The 14,898-nt window shown below is 38.7% G+C and carries 18 protein-coding genes and 1 pseudogene; 8 read left to right on the top strand and 11 right to left on the bottom strand.

Annotation, left to right across the window (positions count from 1 at the left end; all coding sequences use genetic code 11):
• Positions 1-5: 5 nt before the first annotated feature.
• The 5 genes from LDO51_RS11150 to LDO51_RS11130 form a co-directional block, all read right to left on the bottom strand.
• A complete protein-coding gene (locus LDO51_RS11150) occupies positions 6-1,112 on the bottom strand; it encodes a DegT/DnrJ/EryC1/StrS family aminotransferase (RefSeq protein ID WP_282560236.1) in 1,107 nt (368 codons plus the stop codon).
• Entirely contained in the window at positions 1,109-2,563 is a 1,455-nt protein-coding gene (locus LDO51_RS11145; RefSeq protein ID WP_225574628.1) for a lipopolysaccharide biosynthesis protein, read from the bottom strand. Before LDO51_RS11145 ends, LDO51_RS11150 begins: the two co-directional genes overlap by 4 nt.
• A gap of 4 nt (positions 2,564-2,567) precedes the next feature.
• Positions 2,568-3,431, bottom strand: a complete 864-nt coding sequence (gene rfbA, locus LDO51_RS11140) for a glucose-1-phosphate thymidylyltransferase RfbA (protein WP_225574627.1) — start codon at positions 3,429-3,431, stop codon at positions 2,568-2,570.
• 2 nt (positions 3,432-3,433) lie between these two features.
• Positions 3,434-4,492: a dTDP-glucose 4,6-dehydratase gene (rfbB, locus tag LDO51_RS11135; RefSeq protein WP_225574626.1), complete on the bottom strand. Its 1,059-nt coding sequence runs from the start codon at positions 4,490-4,492 to the stop codon at positions 3,434-3,436.
• A gap of 1,246 nt (positions 4,493-5,738) precedes the next feature.
• Positions 5,739-6,185: a hypothetical protein gene (locus tag LDO51_RS11130; RefSeq protein ID WP_225574625.1), complete on the bottom strand. Its 447-nt coding sequence runs from the start codon at positions 6,183-6,185 to the stop codon at positions 5,739-5,741.
• 454 nt (positions 6,186-6,639) lie between these two features.
• On the opposite strand from LDO51_RS11130, the gene LDO51_RS11125 reads away from it, so the two are divergent.
• Together LDO51_RS11125 and LDO51_RS19720 are read left to right on the top strand one after the other, a co-directional pair.
• A complete protein-coding gene (locus LDO51_RS11125; protein ID WP_225574624.1) occupies positions 6,640-6,834 on the top strand; it encodes a hypothetical protein in 195 nt (64 codons plus the stop codon).
• 72 nt (positions 6,835-6,906) lie between these two features.
• Positions 6,907-7,170, top strand: coding sequence for a YkgJ family cysteine cluster protein (locus LDO51_RS19720; protein WP_225574622.1), 264 nt, complete (start codon positions 6,907-6,909; stop codon positions 7,168-7,170).
• 464 nt (positions 7,171-7,634) lie between these two features.
• Here LDO51_RS19720 and LDO51_RS19900 read toward each other — a convergent pair whose 3' ends face one another.
• From LDO51_RS19900 to LDO51_RS11105, 3 genes are all read right to left on the bottom strand, one after another.
• Positions 7,635-8,036 carry a zinc-ribbon domain-containing protein gene (locus tag LDO51_RS19900; protein WP_225577259.1) on the bottom strand — a complete coding sequence of 134 codons (402 nt, stop codon included), beginning with the start codon at positions 8,034-8,036 and terminating at the stop codon, positions 7,635-7,637.
• Between the two features lie 276 nt (positions 8,037-8,312).
• The gene (locus LDO51_RS11110; protein ID WP_072749371.1) at positions 8,313-8,552 is read right to left on the bottom strand and encodes a helix-turn-helix transcriptional regulator; all 240 of its coding nucleotides are present in this window, start codon (positions 8,550-8,552) and stop codon (positions 8,313-8,315) included.
• Positions 8,553-8,648: 96 nt separating this feature from the next.
• Positions 8,649-9,182, bottom strand: coding sequence for a hypothetical protein (locus tag LDO51_RS11105; protein WP_152914953.1), 534 nt, complete (start codon positions 9,180-9,182; stop codon positions 8,649-8,651).
• Between the two features lie 21 nt (positions 9,183-9,203).
• Between LDO51_RS11105 and LDO51_RS11100 the strand changes: the two genes are divergently transcribed.
• Positions 9,204-9,419 carry a hypothetical protein gene (locus tag LDO51_RS11100; protein ID WP_080025647.1) on the top strand — a complete coding sequence of 72 codons (216 nt, stop codon included), beginning with the start codon at positions 9,204-9,206 and terminating at the stop codon, positions 9,417-9,419.
• Between the two features lie 147 nt (positions 9,420-9,566).
• Here LDO51_RS11100 and LDO51_RS19715 read toward each other — a convergent pair whose 3' ends face one another.
• A complete protein-coding gene (locus LDO51_RS19715) occupies positions 9,567-9,704 on the bottom strand; it encodes a hypothetical protein (RefSeq protein ID WP_181468800.1) in 138 nt (45 codons plus the stop codon).
• Between the two features lie 81 nt (positions 9,705-9,785).
• On the opposite strand from LDO51_RS19715, the pseudogene LDO51_RS19895 reads away from it, so the two are divergent.
• A pseudogene (locus tag LDO51_RS19895) lies at positions 9,786-9,929 on the top strand (transcriptional regulator); the annotation flags it as partial.
• Positions 9,930-10,061: 132 nt separating this feature from the next.
• Here LDO51_RS19895 and LDO51_RS11090 read toward each other — a convergent pair.
• Positions 10,062-10,274 (bottom strand): helix-turn-helix transcriptional regulator, encoded by a 213-nt coding sequence (locus LDO51_RS11090; protein ID WP_219379713.1) that lies wholly within the window; start codon positions 10,272-10,274, stop codon positions 10,062-10,064.
• Between the two features lie 260 nt (positions 10,275-10,534).
• On the opposite strand from LDO51_RS11090, the gene LDO51_RS11085 reads away from it, so the two are divergent.
• Positions 10,535-10,939 carry a PIN domain-containing protein gene (locus LDO51_RS11085; RefSeq protein ID WP_095530576.1) on the top strand — a complete coding sequence of 135 codons (405 nt, stop codon included), beginning with the start codon at positions 10,535-10,537 and terminating at the stop codon, positions 10,937-10,939.
• A 96-nt stretch (positions 10,940-11,035) separates the two neighbouring features.
• On the opposite strand, the gene LDO51_RS11080 is transcribed toward LDO51_RS11085, so the two are convergent.
• A complete protein-coding gene (locus tag LDO51_RS11080; protein ID WP_336432169.1) occupies positions 11,036-11,518 on the bottom strand; it encodes a hypothetical protein in 483 nt (160 codons plus the stop codon).
• Positions 11,519-12,337: 819 nt separating this feature from the next.
• Here LDO51_RS11080 and LDO51_RS11075 point away from each other — a divergent pair.
• From LDO51_RS11075 to LDO51_RS11065, 3 genes are all read left to right on the top strand, one after another.
• Positions 12,338-13,393: a hypothetical protein gene (locus LDO51_RS11075; RefSeq protein WP_181468797.1), complete on the top strand. Its 1,056-nt coding sequence runs from the start codon at positions 12,338-12,340 to the stop codon at positions 13,391-13,393.
• 138 nt (positions 13,394-13,531) lie between these two features.
• Positions 13,532-13,966 carry an antirestriction protein gene (locus LDO51_RS11070; RefSeq protein ID WP_225574620.1) on the top strand — a complete coding sequence of 145 codons (435 nt, stop codon included), beginning with the start codon at positions 13,532-13,534 and terminating at the stop codon, positions 13,964-13,966.
• 95 nt (positions 13,967-14,061) lie between these two features.
• On the top strand, positions 14,062-14,883 hold the full coding sequence (locus LDO51_RS11065) for a DUF932 domain-containing protein (RefSeq protein ID WP_225574619.1): 822 nt from the start codon (positions 14,062-14,064) through the stop codon (positions 14,881-14,883).
• Positions 14,884-14,898 lie beyond the last annotated feature (15 nt).

The following is a 14,898-nucleotide window of genomic DNA, read 5'->3' as shown; positions in this document are numbered from 1 at the left end:
GCAAATTATTTGTTGACTAGTAAGTTTAATATTTTTGTTATATCATCTCTATCTACATTATGATGTATTGGCAAACAAATAACATTATCCGATACTTGTTTTGATGTTTTTAAATCATATTTTACGATATTTGGATGGTTTTTATAAAAAGAAAAATCTGTTATCAACGGGTAAAAATACCTTCTAGATAAAATATTATTTTCTTTAAGTTTAAAATAAAGTTCATCTCTACTCATACCAAATTTTTTTTCATCAACAAAAATAGGAAAATAAGAATCATTGAATTTAACATCTTCAGATGGAGATAAAAAAGTTAATCCTTTTATCTTGCTAATTTCTTCCCGATATATTTTAGCGATATTATTTCTTATGCTTATTGCATTATCAATATGCTTAAGTGTTGCTAATCCAAATGCGGCCTGCACTTCATTCATTTTTGCATTTGAGCCTAGCATTGATATTTCAATTCCTGATTCATAACCAAAGTTTTTTAACCTATCTAATTTTTCTTTCATTGCTTTGGTATGACAGATAATAGCACCACCTTCAATAGTGGAATATGCCTTAGTAGCATGAAAACTGAGAATTGAAAGATCGCCCCAATTAAGAACGGATATTCCATCTTTAGTAACACCAAAGGCATGCGCAGCATCATAAATTACTTTTAATCCATGTTTGTCTGCAATTTTTTGAATCGCATCATGATCACAAGGATTACCATAAACATGTACTGGAAGTATGGCTGATGTATGCTCAGTGATTGCTTCTTCGATTTTTTTAGGATCTAGGTTAAAGGTGTTTGGGTCGATATCAACAAATACGGGTTTTAAATTATTTAGCAAAATAGCATGGCTGGTTGCTACAAAACTATAAGGCGTTGTAATAACCTCACCTTTTAGCTCTAGAGATTGTAATGCGGTGATTAAAGCTAATGTGCCATTTGAAAATAGTGAGATATAATCAACTTTGAGATAATCACATAGTTCTTTTTCGAGTAATTGATGATAGTGCCCATTATTGGTTAGCCACTTTCTTGACCAGATATCTTCTAAATATGGAGTTAACTCTTCTAATGGTGGTAATAATGGAGACGTTACAGTGATATTATTCATGATTTTTTTATTAATTTCTTTGGCAAAATATTTAAGATAAGGTATTGGTATAAGTCTTTTTGCAATAAACGTATGCTGAATATATAAAAAACACAGGCAATCAAAATAATTAATGCTATTGAAAACCAATGTGGTATTGCGATTAGTTTAGTGATAAATAATGCAGCAGAACATGTTATTAGTGCTATTAGCCAGATAGGGAATAAAGCTTTTAACTGAATATAACCTGATAGCTTGCCTATTTTTCCGTTATAGTAAGTATTGATAAATAATGCGAGATAAGATTGAATAACTATCCCAATACAAATAACTTTAATTCCATAAGGAATGGTGATCACAAGAATAATAGTGGTAATAATTTTCTTTAGAATTTCTAATTTTAAAAATAAATCAGACCTACCTTTAACTTGTAAATAATTTAAATTGATGGCATGGATAGGGTAAAGGAGTAAACCAATTGCTAATATGCTGGCAAATAAAGCAGCTGGTTGCCATTCATGACCTAATAATTCAGGAATAAGTGGGTCAGCAACAACAGCAAATCCAAAAAGTAACGGGAAAATAACGGCTGCTGATAAGCGTAATGTTAGCAGATAGGCATTATTCAATCGCTGTTCATCATTTTGGATACTACTCAACATAGGATAAGTAACACGCTGAATAATAGAGGTCATTGTCATTGCAGGTGTTCTTACTAACTGGTTTGCTTGCGTAAAATACCCAACATCTAATACGTTAAATTTTTTACCAATCACTATTTGGTAAATATTTTGATAAATACTGTCAATTACCCCTGATAGCATCAGTTTTGAGCCGAAATCAAATAATTGACGGAATGATTCAGTATTAAAACTTAATATTGGCAGCCAACGATGTAATATATTCAAAAAAAGAGCATTAAAAGCAGCATAACTTAATGTTTGACCTACTAGTGACCATACACCAAAACCAAAATATGCCATTGAAAATGCGACTAAGCTACTTATGATTACTGCGGCTAATGATGCTTTTGCTTGGGTTTTAAAGTCCATATTTATGGACAATTTAGTACGTTGTATAATAGCTAATGCATTAATTATTACGACCAATGATAATACACGCGTTAATGACGTTAATTCTGGTTGTTTATAAAAGTCGGCAATATAAGGCGCGCTAAAGTATAGTATCGCATAACAAATTAAAGCGATAACAATATTAAAATAGAATGCTGTCGAGTAATCTTCTTCTGTACGATCAAGTTTTCTTATTAGAGCTGAACTTAATCCACTATCAACAAAGACTTGGCTGACAGCAATGAACACTGCTAGCATTCCAATTAGTCCAAATGCTTGGGGACCTAACATTCGGGCTAAAACCAGCATTACTGCTAATTGAACGACTTGTGTTGCAAGCCGCTCAATTGCGCTCCATTTAAGTCCTGAAGTTGCTTTTTGTTTTAAATTATTATTCACAAGATTATTTCACGAGTGATAATAAATATTCACCATAGCTATTTTTAGCCATCAATTCAGCTCTTGCTATGAGATCTTGATTAGATATCCAACTGTTGTTATATGCAATTTCTTCTAAGCAGGCAACTTTGTAGCCTTGCCTCTTTTCTATTGTTTCTACAAATTGTGCCGCTGCAAGTAGGCTTTCATAAGTTCCAGTATCTAACCAAGCAAAACCACGACCTAGCATTTCAACATTCAATGAGTTACGCTTTAAATACATTTCATTAAGGGTTGTAATTTCTAACTCACCTCGATTAGAAGGTTTAACTTGTTTAGCGAGCTCAACAACGTGATTATCATAAAAATATAATCCTGTTACTGCATAAGTTGATTTAGGATTTTTAGGTTTCTCCTCGATAGAGAGTACTTTTTTATTTTTATCAAATTCAACAACACCAAAACGTTCAGGATCTTTGACTTGATAGCCAAAAACAGTTGCGCCTTCGGGACGTGATGCAGCTTCTTTTAATTTTGGTGTAAATGCTTGCCCGTAAAATATATTATCCCCTAACACCAAACACACACTATCCGAACCAATAAACTCTTCGCCGATAATAAAAGCTTGCGCCAAACCTTCCGGTTTTGGTTGTATTGCATATTGTAATGAAATACCAAACTGAGAACCGTCACCTAATAAACGTTCGAAGCTGCTTTGATCTTCAGGTGTTGTAATAATAAGTATTTCACGGATCCCTGCTAACATAAGTACTGACAGCGGATAATAAATCATAGGTTTATCGTAAATAGGAAGTAACTGTTTAGATACTCCCATAGTTATTGGATATAACCTTGTACCAGAACCACCCGCTAAAATAATACCTTTCACTTTTAAGCCCCTAGTCTTTCTCTATTATATTTATTATTTTGAACTGATTCACACCATTCTGAGTTCTTTAAATACCATTCAACCGTTTTACGTAGACCCGTTTCAAATGTTTCGTCCGGTACCCAGTTCAGTTCATTTTTAATTTTTGTAGCATCAATGGCATAACGTAAGTCGTGGCCTGGCCTATCAGTCACATAAGTAATTAGCTCGCTATAATTCTCAATATTATTCGGTTTATTTGGTACGAGCTCCTCAAGAATGCTGCAAATTGTTTTCACTACATCAATGTTGGCTTTTTCATTGTGACCACCAATATTGTAAGTTTCACCAATCTTACCTTCAGTAACTATTTTATAGAGCGCTCGTGCGTGGTCTTCTACATATAACCAATCTCTGATCTGTTGTCCGTTACCGTAAACAGGCAGAGCTTTTCCTTCTAATGCATTTAAGATGATTAGAGGGATCAGTTTCTCAGGGTAGTGGAATGGACCATAGTTATTTGAGCAGTTTGTTACGATGGTTGGTAAACCATAGGTACGTTGCCACGCTCTGACTAAATGATCACTAGACGCTTTTGACGCAGAGTAAGGGCTACTTGGCGCATATGGTGTTGTTTCAGTGAAAAGATCCGTTGTTGATTCAAGGTCGCCATAGACTTCATCAGTGGATATATGGTGAAAGCGGAAGGCGGCTTTTTTATCTGTTGGGAGTTGATTCCAATATTGGCGCGCGGCTTCTAATAATGTGTAAGTACCAATGATATTGGTTTGGATAAACTCACTTGGGCCATCAATAGAACGGTCAACATGTGATTCGGCTGCTAAGTGCATTATGGCATCGGGTTGATGTTGCTTAAATATATCCGTAATTAATTTTGCATCACAAATATCTGCTTGGATAAATGTATAGCGATTATTTTCACAAACAGAGTTAAGCGACTCTAAATTTCCTGCATAAGTTAGTTTATCGACATTAATAATAGCGTCATTGGTATTATTAATAATATGACGAACAACCGCAGAACCAATAAAGCCTGCACCACCAGTAACTAATATTTTCATCTTGGAATAATAAGTCGTATTTTGATTGTGAAAAACAGAGTGCTAAAAGAAGTTATCTCATGATTTTGGCACGCTACCGCCCCGGGCTTACAGCTACCTGTTCACTGATAATTCTTAATTTACTCAACTAATTTTGGCTATTATACACAAATAAGCTCGAGTGAGATAGTTGTTAACTAAACTATCTATAAATAAGATATACTTACAGATAAATCTTACTGTGATCCCCTCCCCCCCACTTTAGTTCCTCACCCTTTTGATCTCTCATTATTTTCAGTTAACAGCTGATATATGTTGGCCTCTTAGATCTCCAAAAAGTTGATATCACTTAAATTAGTGATTATTGAAATGGCATAGTTAATTTGACAACCACGCCCGTAATTGGTGAACTTGCAAGCGACCTGACGATAAAAGTGATTCATCAAGTTCAACTTTTTCCACTCCCCCAGGTAAAAGGAGAAGATAAACCGGAAACACCTTGATTTGTAAATGCCTCCCACTGAGCTTGTTGTTGAAATTATTGCGGAGAGAACAATGCGCCTTCATTCATAATGGGAGGTAAATTTTCATTCAATGATCCTTTCATTTAAGCAAAAGCAATTGGCATTCTGCCCCTTTTTTCCTAAACAACACAGAAGTAAGGTGCTGTATTCAAATTTAGAAAGTAAAGCATTATTGATATTTTGATATGCTACCGCCCTTAGCCGTAAACCAAGGCTCGTAAGGTAAAACGGTAAATTATTCGAAAGCAAATCCGTCCTCTGAGACCATTAAAGACAACGAAAAACTCGCTTTCACATCAAACAATAAACAATATAAGTAACTTATCTTAAATAAATGGTTTTAATTATAGGTAGAGTGAGACAATCCAACAATATTTTTTATCTATTTATTTTAAATAAATATGAATACTCACATATAGAGTTATGCCCCCTGTCAATAATAGATAAAAGGTGGGTATTACGCAACTCAGGGGCATCTCAGTGGATTCATCACCCTCGACAACAGCATGACTTAAGCCTCAGAGGACGGTTGTACATATAGCAGTGACATCAGTTTGCCTGATTGATTGCCATCCGCAAGGTAATTACATAAGTGTCTGGAAATATAGGGTCAAATACAGTCTGAAGTGAGCGCATAGCGTTATCAGATATGAGATTTATCATGAGAAAGAACATCAGCATACCTTAGATAGCAGTACATTAATGATATTGTCCATGTTGCTCTCCAAATTGCTTTACCATGCTTATCGGCTGAACAATACATATTCATTCATGATAGTTGTTAATCCCCAATTTTCGGCTTGCCTATCAATCTCCCATTCCACGAGTTGCTCTTTGGATTTCAACTTAAGTGTATGGTTCCAATCGTCTAACGGTGACCCCAACAGCAAATTAGACCAACATAACCAGACCAATTTCGGCGTTATTTCCGGATCATTAAATTGCTGAAATAAACTGATTAACTTGTTAGCAAAGGAGTGCTGGTTAAGATGCACACATTCACTGAGCAGTGTACCTTCCAGCATAGTGTAGAAGAGTAACAGGCGTTCATCAATATGAAAACTCAGGCTTAAATCCTCTTCTTCGGTGAGCTTATCAGGGTAGGCTTTGCCATACACCATTCGATAGGGACAAGCTGGAACAACCGCCACTTGGCAGGCTTCATGACTCGAAAAACGAATATACGACACTATCAAATGATGGTTATTTTGAATCAGTGAATGACACTAGGCAAATGGACAACTTCGTATACATCCAAAAGAACGCTCACCATCACCATGGTATTAGTAGTAGGGCGTGAGAGGTCCTGTGGACACAAAATATCATGACATTATCTTATCATAAAATCCTGTTGAAAATTCACTATGACTGGCAGCCTTAGAAGCGCAAAAATCCACCTAAACACCTTAAATCTATTTTGAATCCCCCAATACCAGTATTAGCATAAGAGCCCAAACTCTTAACATACCTAGCGCGCACTAAATTCAAATAATAATACGCAATATGCACACAAAGCGAAGCTAAACCAAGCCAATAAACGCTATTAATATCAAATTTAAAAATTATTGTGACTAGAATACAAACACATAACAAACTATTATATCAATGCAGTGCAAACTTTACTTCTCGGCAAGGAGTTCAATAATGACTCAACCATCTCGCCCAATGTCCCAGTGGAAGAATCCCGATTCATCTTTAGGTATCACAGGTTTTAAGGACAGACTCAATACCTTAATGGGTAAAAACTCCATTCGTCGCTTTGCGAGTGAGTGTGGTAAGGCTCCCATCCAGAATGAGACAGACCTTCTGAGAACGTGGATAAGTTTCCCGTATCGCTAGCAGTCAAGACCAGTCCATAGGAGACGCACAACTTGAAGCGCAGCGTTTATTATTACAATTGAGTGATGTTGCATGAGTGAGCCACTACTCACGCCTTTTCCGTGCAATGCCTGCGGCAAGTGTTGCCGCAGGGTGAGCGCTAGCACTGAAACTGCATTCCTTGATCGCGGGGATGGAGTTTGCCACCATTTCGTTGAAGGGCCCCATCTGTGCGCAATCTATACAACCCGTCCGCTGGTTTGCCGGGTTGAAGAGTATTACCGAGCGAAACTAGCTGATGTTCTTTCGTGGGATGAGTTTGTTCGTCTTAATATTGCTATCTGTGAGAAACTATGAACGAGCTTCTTCAGCATAGTACGAACTGGTACCTAGCATGGTAGAACTGGTATTCTGCGTATTTTCATGAATGGAGATCACCCAATAACGCTGTTTTTCAAGCAAGTTGTCGTCTTTTTTACAATTTGGCAACGTTAATGGTTACGCTGCGCACTTTTCAGGGTTCAAGTATACTTCATCGATATAACTCCAGTCTCTTGTCTGCCGACTCCATCTGCCTGGATGGTTCAATTGAGTGCGACGATAGGCTTGCATACGCTGTCGGAGAATTTCATTATCCTTGCCGCAGTATCTCTGTTGAGGTGTCACATACTTTATGCCACTGTGTTTCTGAGGGCCCCCCCCCCCTTTAAGGTCAGGTTTTACAATACGCTAGATATAGTTCACTTAATTTTGGTGGCAGTACCGTGGTCACATTTAGCGAAAGCGTGATTGATTAACCTAACACCATGAGCATTAAAAGGTCATAATGGAAACGATTTTTCTGTTTTAGGCTGATGTTCCTCTGTTACATTCTGGGCAGGAATACACCAAATCCCCTCATGGCACTTCGGGCAACATTTTTGATTGTTTGTAAAATACTCACGACACTGCACGCAAAACCAATTCGTGACCTTTAATATTGGTGAAACTGATCGAACCTGTGTGCTCAGTCGTGCCTTGTCTTCTAAGTTCTTGATCTTACTGATGACCCGCGGACAGTGCTCTGCGCTCTGAGGATCAGAATGGGTAAACCATGACTCCGTTGGCGTCTTGTGCAGTGTGACGGGCTCACCGCAGTGAGCACAGTAATAGTTTTCTCGTGAATAACTCGGTTCTTGGGTGGCTCCAGCGAATCGATTGTTCTGCGTTAAGGCTAGCGACATTTTGACTTCATGTAATTTAAGCATGGGTGTGCTCCTTCTGTAAAATTTAAACTAAACGTTCTGAGTACCCAACATTCATGATCCACACTCGGCAACCCACCTTGAAACTTAGAAGACCACTGAGCTGTGCCTGCATGCGTATCGAGCCAGGTTCGTATGTTTAGGGCGTCGCTTTGCCTAGAGCGCATTCAATCGCACCAGGTGTGGTTAAAATTGAGTTGGTGGGTAATTGGGTGGGTATGCTATGGAAAATGCACGGCGACTCGCGCTAGTGCCTTAGGATCCAAGGGCGGAGTTGCCCCCTCTCGATTCATCAATGCGCGCTTGTAACCACTGTTCTACTTCACTTTTCAGCCATCTTGAGCTGCGTCCCAGTTTAATCGGTTTGGGAAACTCACCGTCCTGTATGAGCTTGTAGAACCATTTATCCGTAAGCCCGGTAAACTGAGTGATAAATTTCATATCAACAAACTGGTCATTCAGCAGGCTGGTGGTTGGGGTTGTTTGAATCGTCATTGTCTTGTCTCCTGAGTATGAAAAGGAGAAGGCGACTGAGGTGGGGAATGCGTGGTGTCAGTCGTCCTTCAGACAATAACGGACTGCTGTATTTTTTTATTGCGCCTCATCGATAACATTCGGTTCAGTGAGGTTCGTCAACCGCAGCAATGGAGTGCGTACCAACGATTCAATACCCTGATTATTCAGCGCGTAATGAAAATAGCTGTGGTTTTCGGTGACCTGAGAAGCAGGTATGCTGTAAATCCCCTCTCTGCACTTCGGACAGCACTTTCTGACTGGTCGCTGCTGGCTGGTGTAAAACCGTCGACACCAGACGCAATACCATTCCGTGATGGGCTTTATGGGATGAAGCTCGGAGAACTGTTCAGCTTGTTGAGATTGTCGCGTCAGATAACTGATAGCCGCGTTTACCTCAGGACAATCGAGGTATTTCTTATCAACGGGGTGTGCAAAGAAAAAATGCCGTTTACGGCGGTCCAGATACACCGGTAAGTGACAGTGTGGACAGTAAAAGGGAATGGGTAGTGCCGGTTGCCAGCGCTCCTGCTCTTTAAAGGCATTTGTCAGGCGGCCATCAGGTAATTCAGCGATACCGAGCTCCAGTTCATTCAGATTGTAAATGTTCATTGTTTCTCTCCGGTGTGTTGTGTGTTTGAGCAGGACAGTAATAATGGGTCTGAAACCCGTTATGGCGAAGCGGAATATGACGGTATCGGGTATTACCATACGTCGGAGGATGGACGGGTTAATCTGCGTCAGGAAGTCGATCCCAGTAACAACAGCCCAATTGTCATTGCCTATGTTGTCGGCACCGACCACGCTACGGTCTACAGCAACTGCAAAGTGACGGCTGAAGAGGAGTAATGGGTGTGAATAACGCGCTCAGCGCCATTCTGAGCGTTTTATTAAGGCAAGGGTTAAACTTGCACGGTGTCGCCACAATAAACGGCTATAAGGGCCATAGAGATCGTCATACAGCCCCTTGCTGCTACAGCATTCCCTATGGCTGACTTAACGATGACGGGAACGAGGACGACCTATCGGCTTATCATTCACATCAGGTAGACGGGAGATATGGTAAATCGGGTCAAAAGGTTTCTGCTCGGCTTTGGCTAAATAGTTCACCTGCCTTACGACCAGCATAATCATCAAAGTGTACCGGACGGCGTATAGCGTATCGATAATCGCGGCCTGTAATTTATTTTCATGTCAGGCTGTTCGTCTACTTGTTGGGGTAATGACCCGCATATTCCTTGGTCAAGTATTTCCCGTGAGTCCTATGCACTGTTCACATCAGCATCAAAGTCTTTTAATATTCCCGCACTGACTGGCGCCTATGGCATTATTAATGATAGCAGATCTCGTTATGCTTTTCATGGTTACTGTACAAAAAACCATCAATCGGCACCTTCCTTAGTACCCTAAAGATCGTCTTCTTTTGACGTTCATATAATATTTCACTAGTGAGTTGTAAAAAATCGCTGTAACTGACTAAATTAATAATACTTAGCCTCTAGAAGCGGTGATACGTTCATTCAGCCAGTGTTCGACTTCACTCTTTAACCAACGTGAGCTACGTCCTAACTTTATTGGTTTGGGAAACTCACCGTCTTGAATGAGTTTATAAAACCACTTATCCGTTAATCCTGTCAGATGAGTGATAAATTTCATATCAACAAACTGGTCATTCAGTAAGGGGTAATTGGTTGTATTGGTCATCGTTTGTTTCTCCTAAATGTGAAAAGGAGAAGGATCCGAAAGGGTTAATGAAATGCGGTGTGAATCCTTCAAACAATAACGCGGAGCTGTATTTTTTTATTCGTCGTCCTCACTCAACTCAGGTTCAATCGCTGGAGTTAATCGTAAAGAGCTTTTAGGCTCTATCGGTATAACACCATGATTATCTTGAGTGTAATTTGGAATGTGTTATAGTCATCAGTCACATCAGAAGCATCAGTGCTAAAGAAGATGAGAAGATAATGGTTGAGCAGAGTTTAACGAAAAAGTCATATATCTTGGTCGATTATGAGAATGTTCAGCCAGTTTTGAGTCAACATATCGAGTCAGATAAAACCCACTTCATTATCTTCGTAGGAAGCCACCAGAGTCGTATTAGCTATGAATTGGCTGCGTCTTTGCAGCCATTAGGGAAGAAAGTTCAGTACATCAAAATGAATCAAGGAGGTCGTAACAGCCTCGATTTTCATATCGCTTATTTTATTGGAAAGCTATCGACTGAAGATAAACAAGCCAATTTTGTGATTATCTCTAATGACAAAGGCTTCGACCCTTTGGTTGAATATCTCAATCGACAAGATGTGATGATCCAACGCCTCCCCTCAGAATCAACCGCTTCAACTAGCACCAGCAATGAACTAACATAAACACGCTCAGATCCATTCTGAGCGATTTAATCAGCTAAGTGCTATGATGGGATGACTACGGTATAAAAAACGCTCTGGTGAAGCGAATAGACGTATTTAAGACGAAGAGGACTTACGAGGACGACCGATTCGCTTTTCCGTAGGCGGAGTCGAGAGATGGTAGATAGGTTTAACGCCTTTTTGTTCGTATTTAGCCAAGTAATTGACGACATACCGCATCGCTCTTTTACCCCGTTTATCATCAAAGTGGATCGGTTTACTGATATCTGCACGATATTGTTTATTGTCGGTACAATGATAAAGATAACCTTCGCCTTCCGTAATGGTTTCCCAGAGCATATCCATTCGCTGATTAAAGTCCCATTTCTTACGATGTCGTTGACCATCCACATAGATGACAGCATGAGCATGTAAGCCCCTATCAGGAGCTTCTTCCAATACCCAAGCATAACCTATTACTCCGGGATATTTTGAGAGACGTAACATCAGGATACTCATATCCCGACTAAATTGATGTTCATCTTCGTAAATGTATCGCTCACTGTCTTCACGCCAATGGAAATCCGTTCTTATCATCAATATCTTCGAGTAGTGTTCAAAGAGTTTGGTTTGTTGTTGATAGAGTAAATTTTGTAATTGAGGGATAGCAAAGCTCATGGTAATAACTCCGTTAAGTAGAAATTAACTCAACGGATAACAGGAGACTGTAAATTATTTTCTAACGTACAAAAGAAAATGGTCGTTTTTATTTTAGGTAATGGATAACCACGCCACTCGGATATTTTCTATTTAACCCAGAGGGGTGGAGGGTTAATGTTGTTTTTAGTCGGCGTGGTTTATTGATTAATGATGTAATGATGAATCATAGATATTGAGGTTAGGTAAGAGTGATATGATAATGGATATCTTGATAATGGATATCTTGATAATAACATTAATAACCTAAAGGTTTCGTTTTATGTATTCTCGAGATCATAGTGAGAGTTAACTAGGCATTGTTAGATTAACATATCTCATTCATGTTATCTGCTAATAATAGAGACAAAACTATCTTTTTAAGGTAGTATCAACATTGTTCATTTTTTGCCGTGGATATGATGAGTGATAATAAAGGCTAATCACTAATATAGATACTATCCAATTATTGATCTGTCATTCTAGTTCATATTAATCATAATCCTCTATACTTTTTTATGCTAATACCGATTAAGAGGTTCATAAGGGGAGGATCAAATACTAGATAATGCTAGAAAAAGAGTGACTATCTTTTATTATCTTCATATTTACTTTTTATCTACTTTATATCTGTTTCTGACGTTATTTATACATCGGTCACATTAAAAATGCCTCAAAACTGTCAATATAGATACAATAATGGTACATAGTAGAGGTCGTTTTATGAGCAGATCAGATGATATTGTTAAAGAAGGGTTAGATAAGCTAAAAACAAATGATAATCGTTTAGCTAATTTTTATGTCAATTATCTATCCAATATCGATTGGTTTAATGATCGTCACCGTCATGGTGATATATATAACTTCCATTCAAATAATGATGACTATAAGTCTATTAACAGTACTCTTAGAAATATCCTTTATGAATTAGATCCTCACTTAGAGGATTTAGAAAATGCTATTACTCTTGGGAATTTAAATATTCTCTCTTTAGAAGGATTTTCTTGGATAAAAGATGATGAATATGCGTGTGCATATTGCTGGGGAGTGATTACAACAAGAGAAAGTGATATATTTAGAGATGCACCATTTGATACTTTCTATTTGGATAGGCACAGGAACAAAAATACATCTTGGTTTGACTTTTTAAATTTAAGTAAGCAAGCAATGAGTCACGAAGAACGATACAAGGTTATTTTAAACTTATTTGATGGTGTTTTTTTTAAACAGGGTGGTGAAAAACAACGCACTTTGGATTTATTAAAAGAGCTATGGCTTAAAGCAAGTAATGATTTTAACTCATTCTCATTTATAAAAAATATGGATGAGCCGTCTATCAACTGGTTATTAGATTATTTTAAAAAATATAAAAATGAACGTAACATAGAGGATAGCTTAGGGCTAGCGCCTAGAAGAATGAATCTATGGAATCGATTGAATCAACCTGACTTATTATACTATTTATCACTTTACCCACAAAGCTCTCAATCGGATAAATTAATTGCTGTTACATCTGCTCTCCGACTATGGGATGCAGGTGATCAAGTATATGAAAGAAAACATTTTATCACAAAATTAAAAAACTCATATAAACAATGGCATACTCGTAAAAATCTAGATGGAAGAGTCGCAATAAATAGCGTCATTGGGAACAGTGAAAAAGAGCGATTAAAAGAAATGGCAAAGCATTACCGTATGAATCAAAACAATTTTTTAGAAGCTCTTATCAATAAACAATACAAAAAATATCAGGAAAACCCAGATGATTTACAAATTTAATCTGTAATTTTTCTCAGGTATATATTACTTCAATGAAACCTAAGCCTTAATGGCGATTAATGAGTGAACTAGCCCTGCGCCTTACGGTGCAGGGCTTTTTGTTTATTGCGACAAAATACACTGAATTGGAGTTTTATTATGTTTACCTTACAACAGCAAGCATCTGCCGTTATCAAAACTAACCTTGTTCACCCTCGTGGTCGTGATACCTTCTGGCGTTTTTACTTTGGCACTGTGCCAGACTGGCAACGTATTGAAGGCGATATCTTTAACATGATGGCGAAGCTTTGTAATCGCTATCAAGGTGCTTTTTGGGAGTTCAGTATGCTGTCTAATGGCGGCGCATTTATCTGGCCTGATATGCTCGAAACCTCCCTGCATATGTTTAACCCGCATAACGGAAATGAAGCTGAGTTAAGCCCTGAAGCAGCCGGTATTGCTGTCTGTTTACTGGTGTATAGCATCTGGTCATTTAAAACCGAAAGCCCTGTGCTGGTGGAATATTTTTACCTGTTGCGTGATTACGCTATACAGCATCCGGAGCAAGCACAAATCTTTCGCCTTATAGACTGATTTATCAGTCACGGTTTTATCTTTCTCCCACCAGCAATCTTCATTTAATCCATTTATCGAATTATTTATCAGTTTAATTATTGAGGAGAACCCCTATGTCTCGTTTAGCTTCCCGTTTTGGCAATGCTTGCTCTATTCGTCGTGACCGCCCGCTAACTACCGAAGAGCTGTATCGTACTGTACCCAGTGTTTTTGGTGAAAACAAACACGGATCCCGCAGTGAACGATATACCTATATCCCGACCATTACGTTACTGGAGAGTTTACAGAAAGAAGGCTTCTATCCGTTCTTTGCTTGCCAAACGCGTGTGCGAGATGACAGCCGTCGTGATCATACTAAGCATCTGTTACGGCTGAGACGCCATGACCAAATTACGGGCAGCCTAGTGCCTGAAATCATCTTACTCAATAGTCATGATGGCTCATCGAGTTATCAGATGTTACCGGAGATGTTCCGATTCGTTTGTCAGAATGGCTTAATTTGCGGACAAACCTTTGGTGAGGTGCGTGTACCGCACAAGGGCGATGTGGTGGAAAAAGTGATTGAAGGGGCTTATGAAGTGTTAGGGCTATTTGAACGCATGGATGAGCAACGTGATGCCATGCAATCCCTATTATTACCGCCACCAGCCCAACACATCTTTGCTCAATCTGCTCTCACATATCGTTATGGTGAAGCGCATCAACCTGTGACCGAAGCGCAAGTATTACAACCACGCCGTGTAGAAGATAAGAAGGACGATCTTTGGACGGTGTACCAACGTTTGCAAGAAAATTTAATTAAAGGGGGATTATCAGGCAGAAATGCGAAAGGTAAACGCGCTCGCACGCGTTCAGTGAATGGGATTGATGGTGATGTGAAGCTTAACCGAGCCTTGTGGGTGATGGCTGAAAATATGCTTCAACTAGCCTCGTAATGATGGAGATATTAA

This window comes from Providencia alcalifaciens (assembly GCF_020271745.1).
In the GTDB taxonomy this organism is placed as follows: Bacteria; Pseudomonadota; Gammaproteobacteria; order Enterobacterales; family Enterobacteriaceae; genus Providencia; species Providencia alcalifaciens_B.
This window is presented reverse-complemented; position numbering and strand designations above follow the sequence as displayed.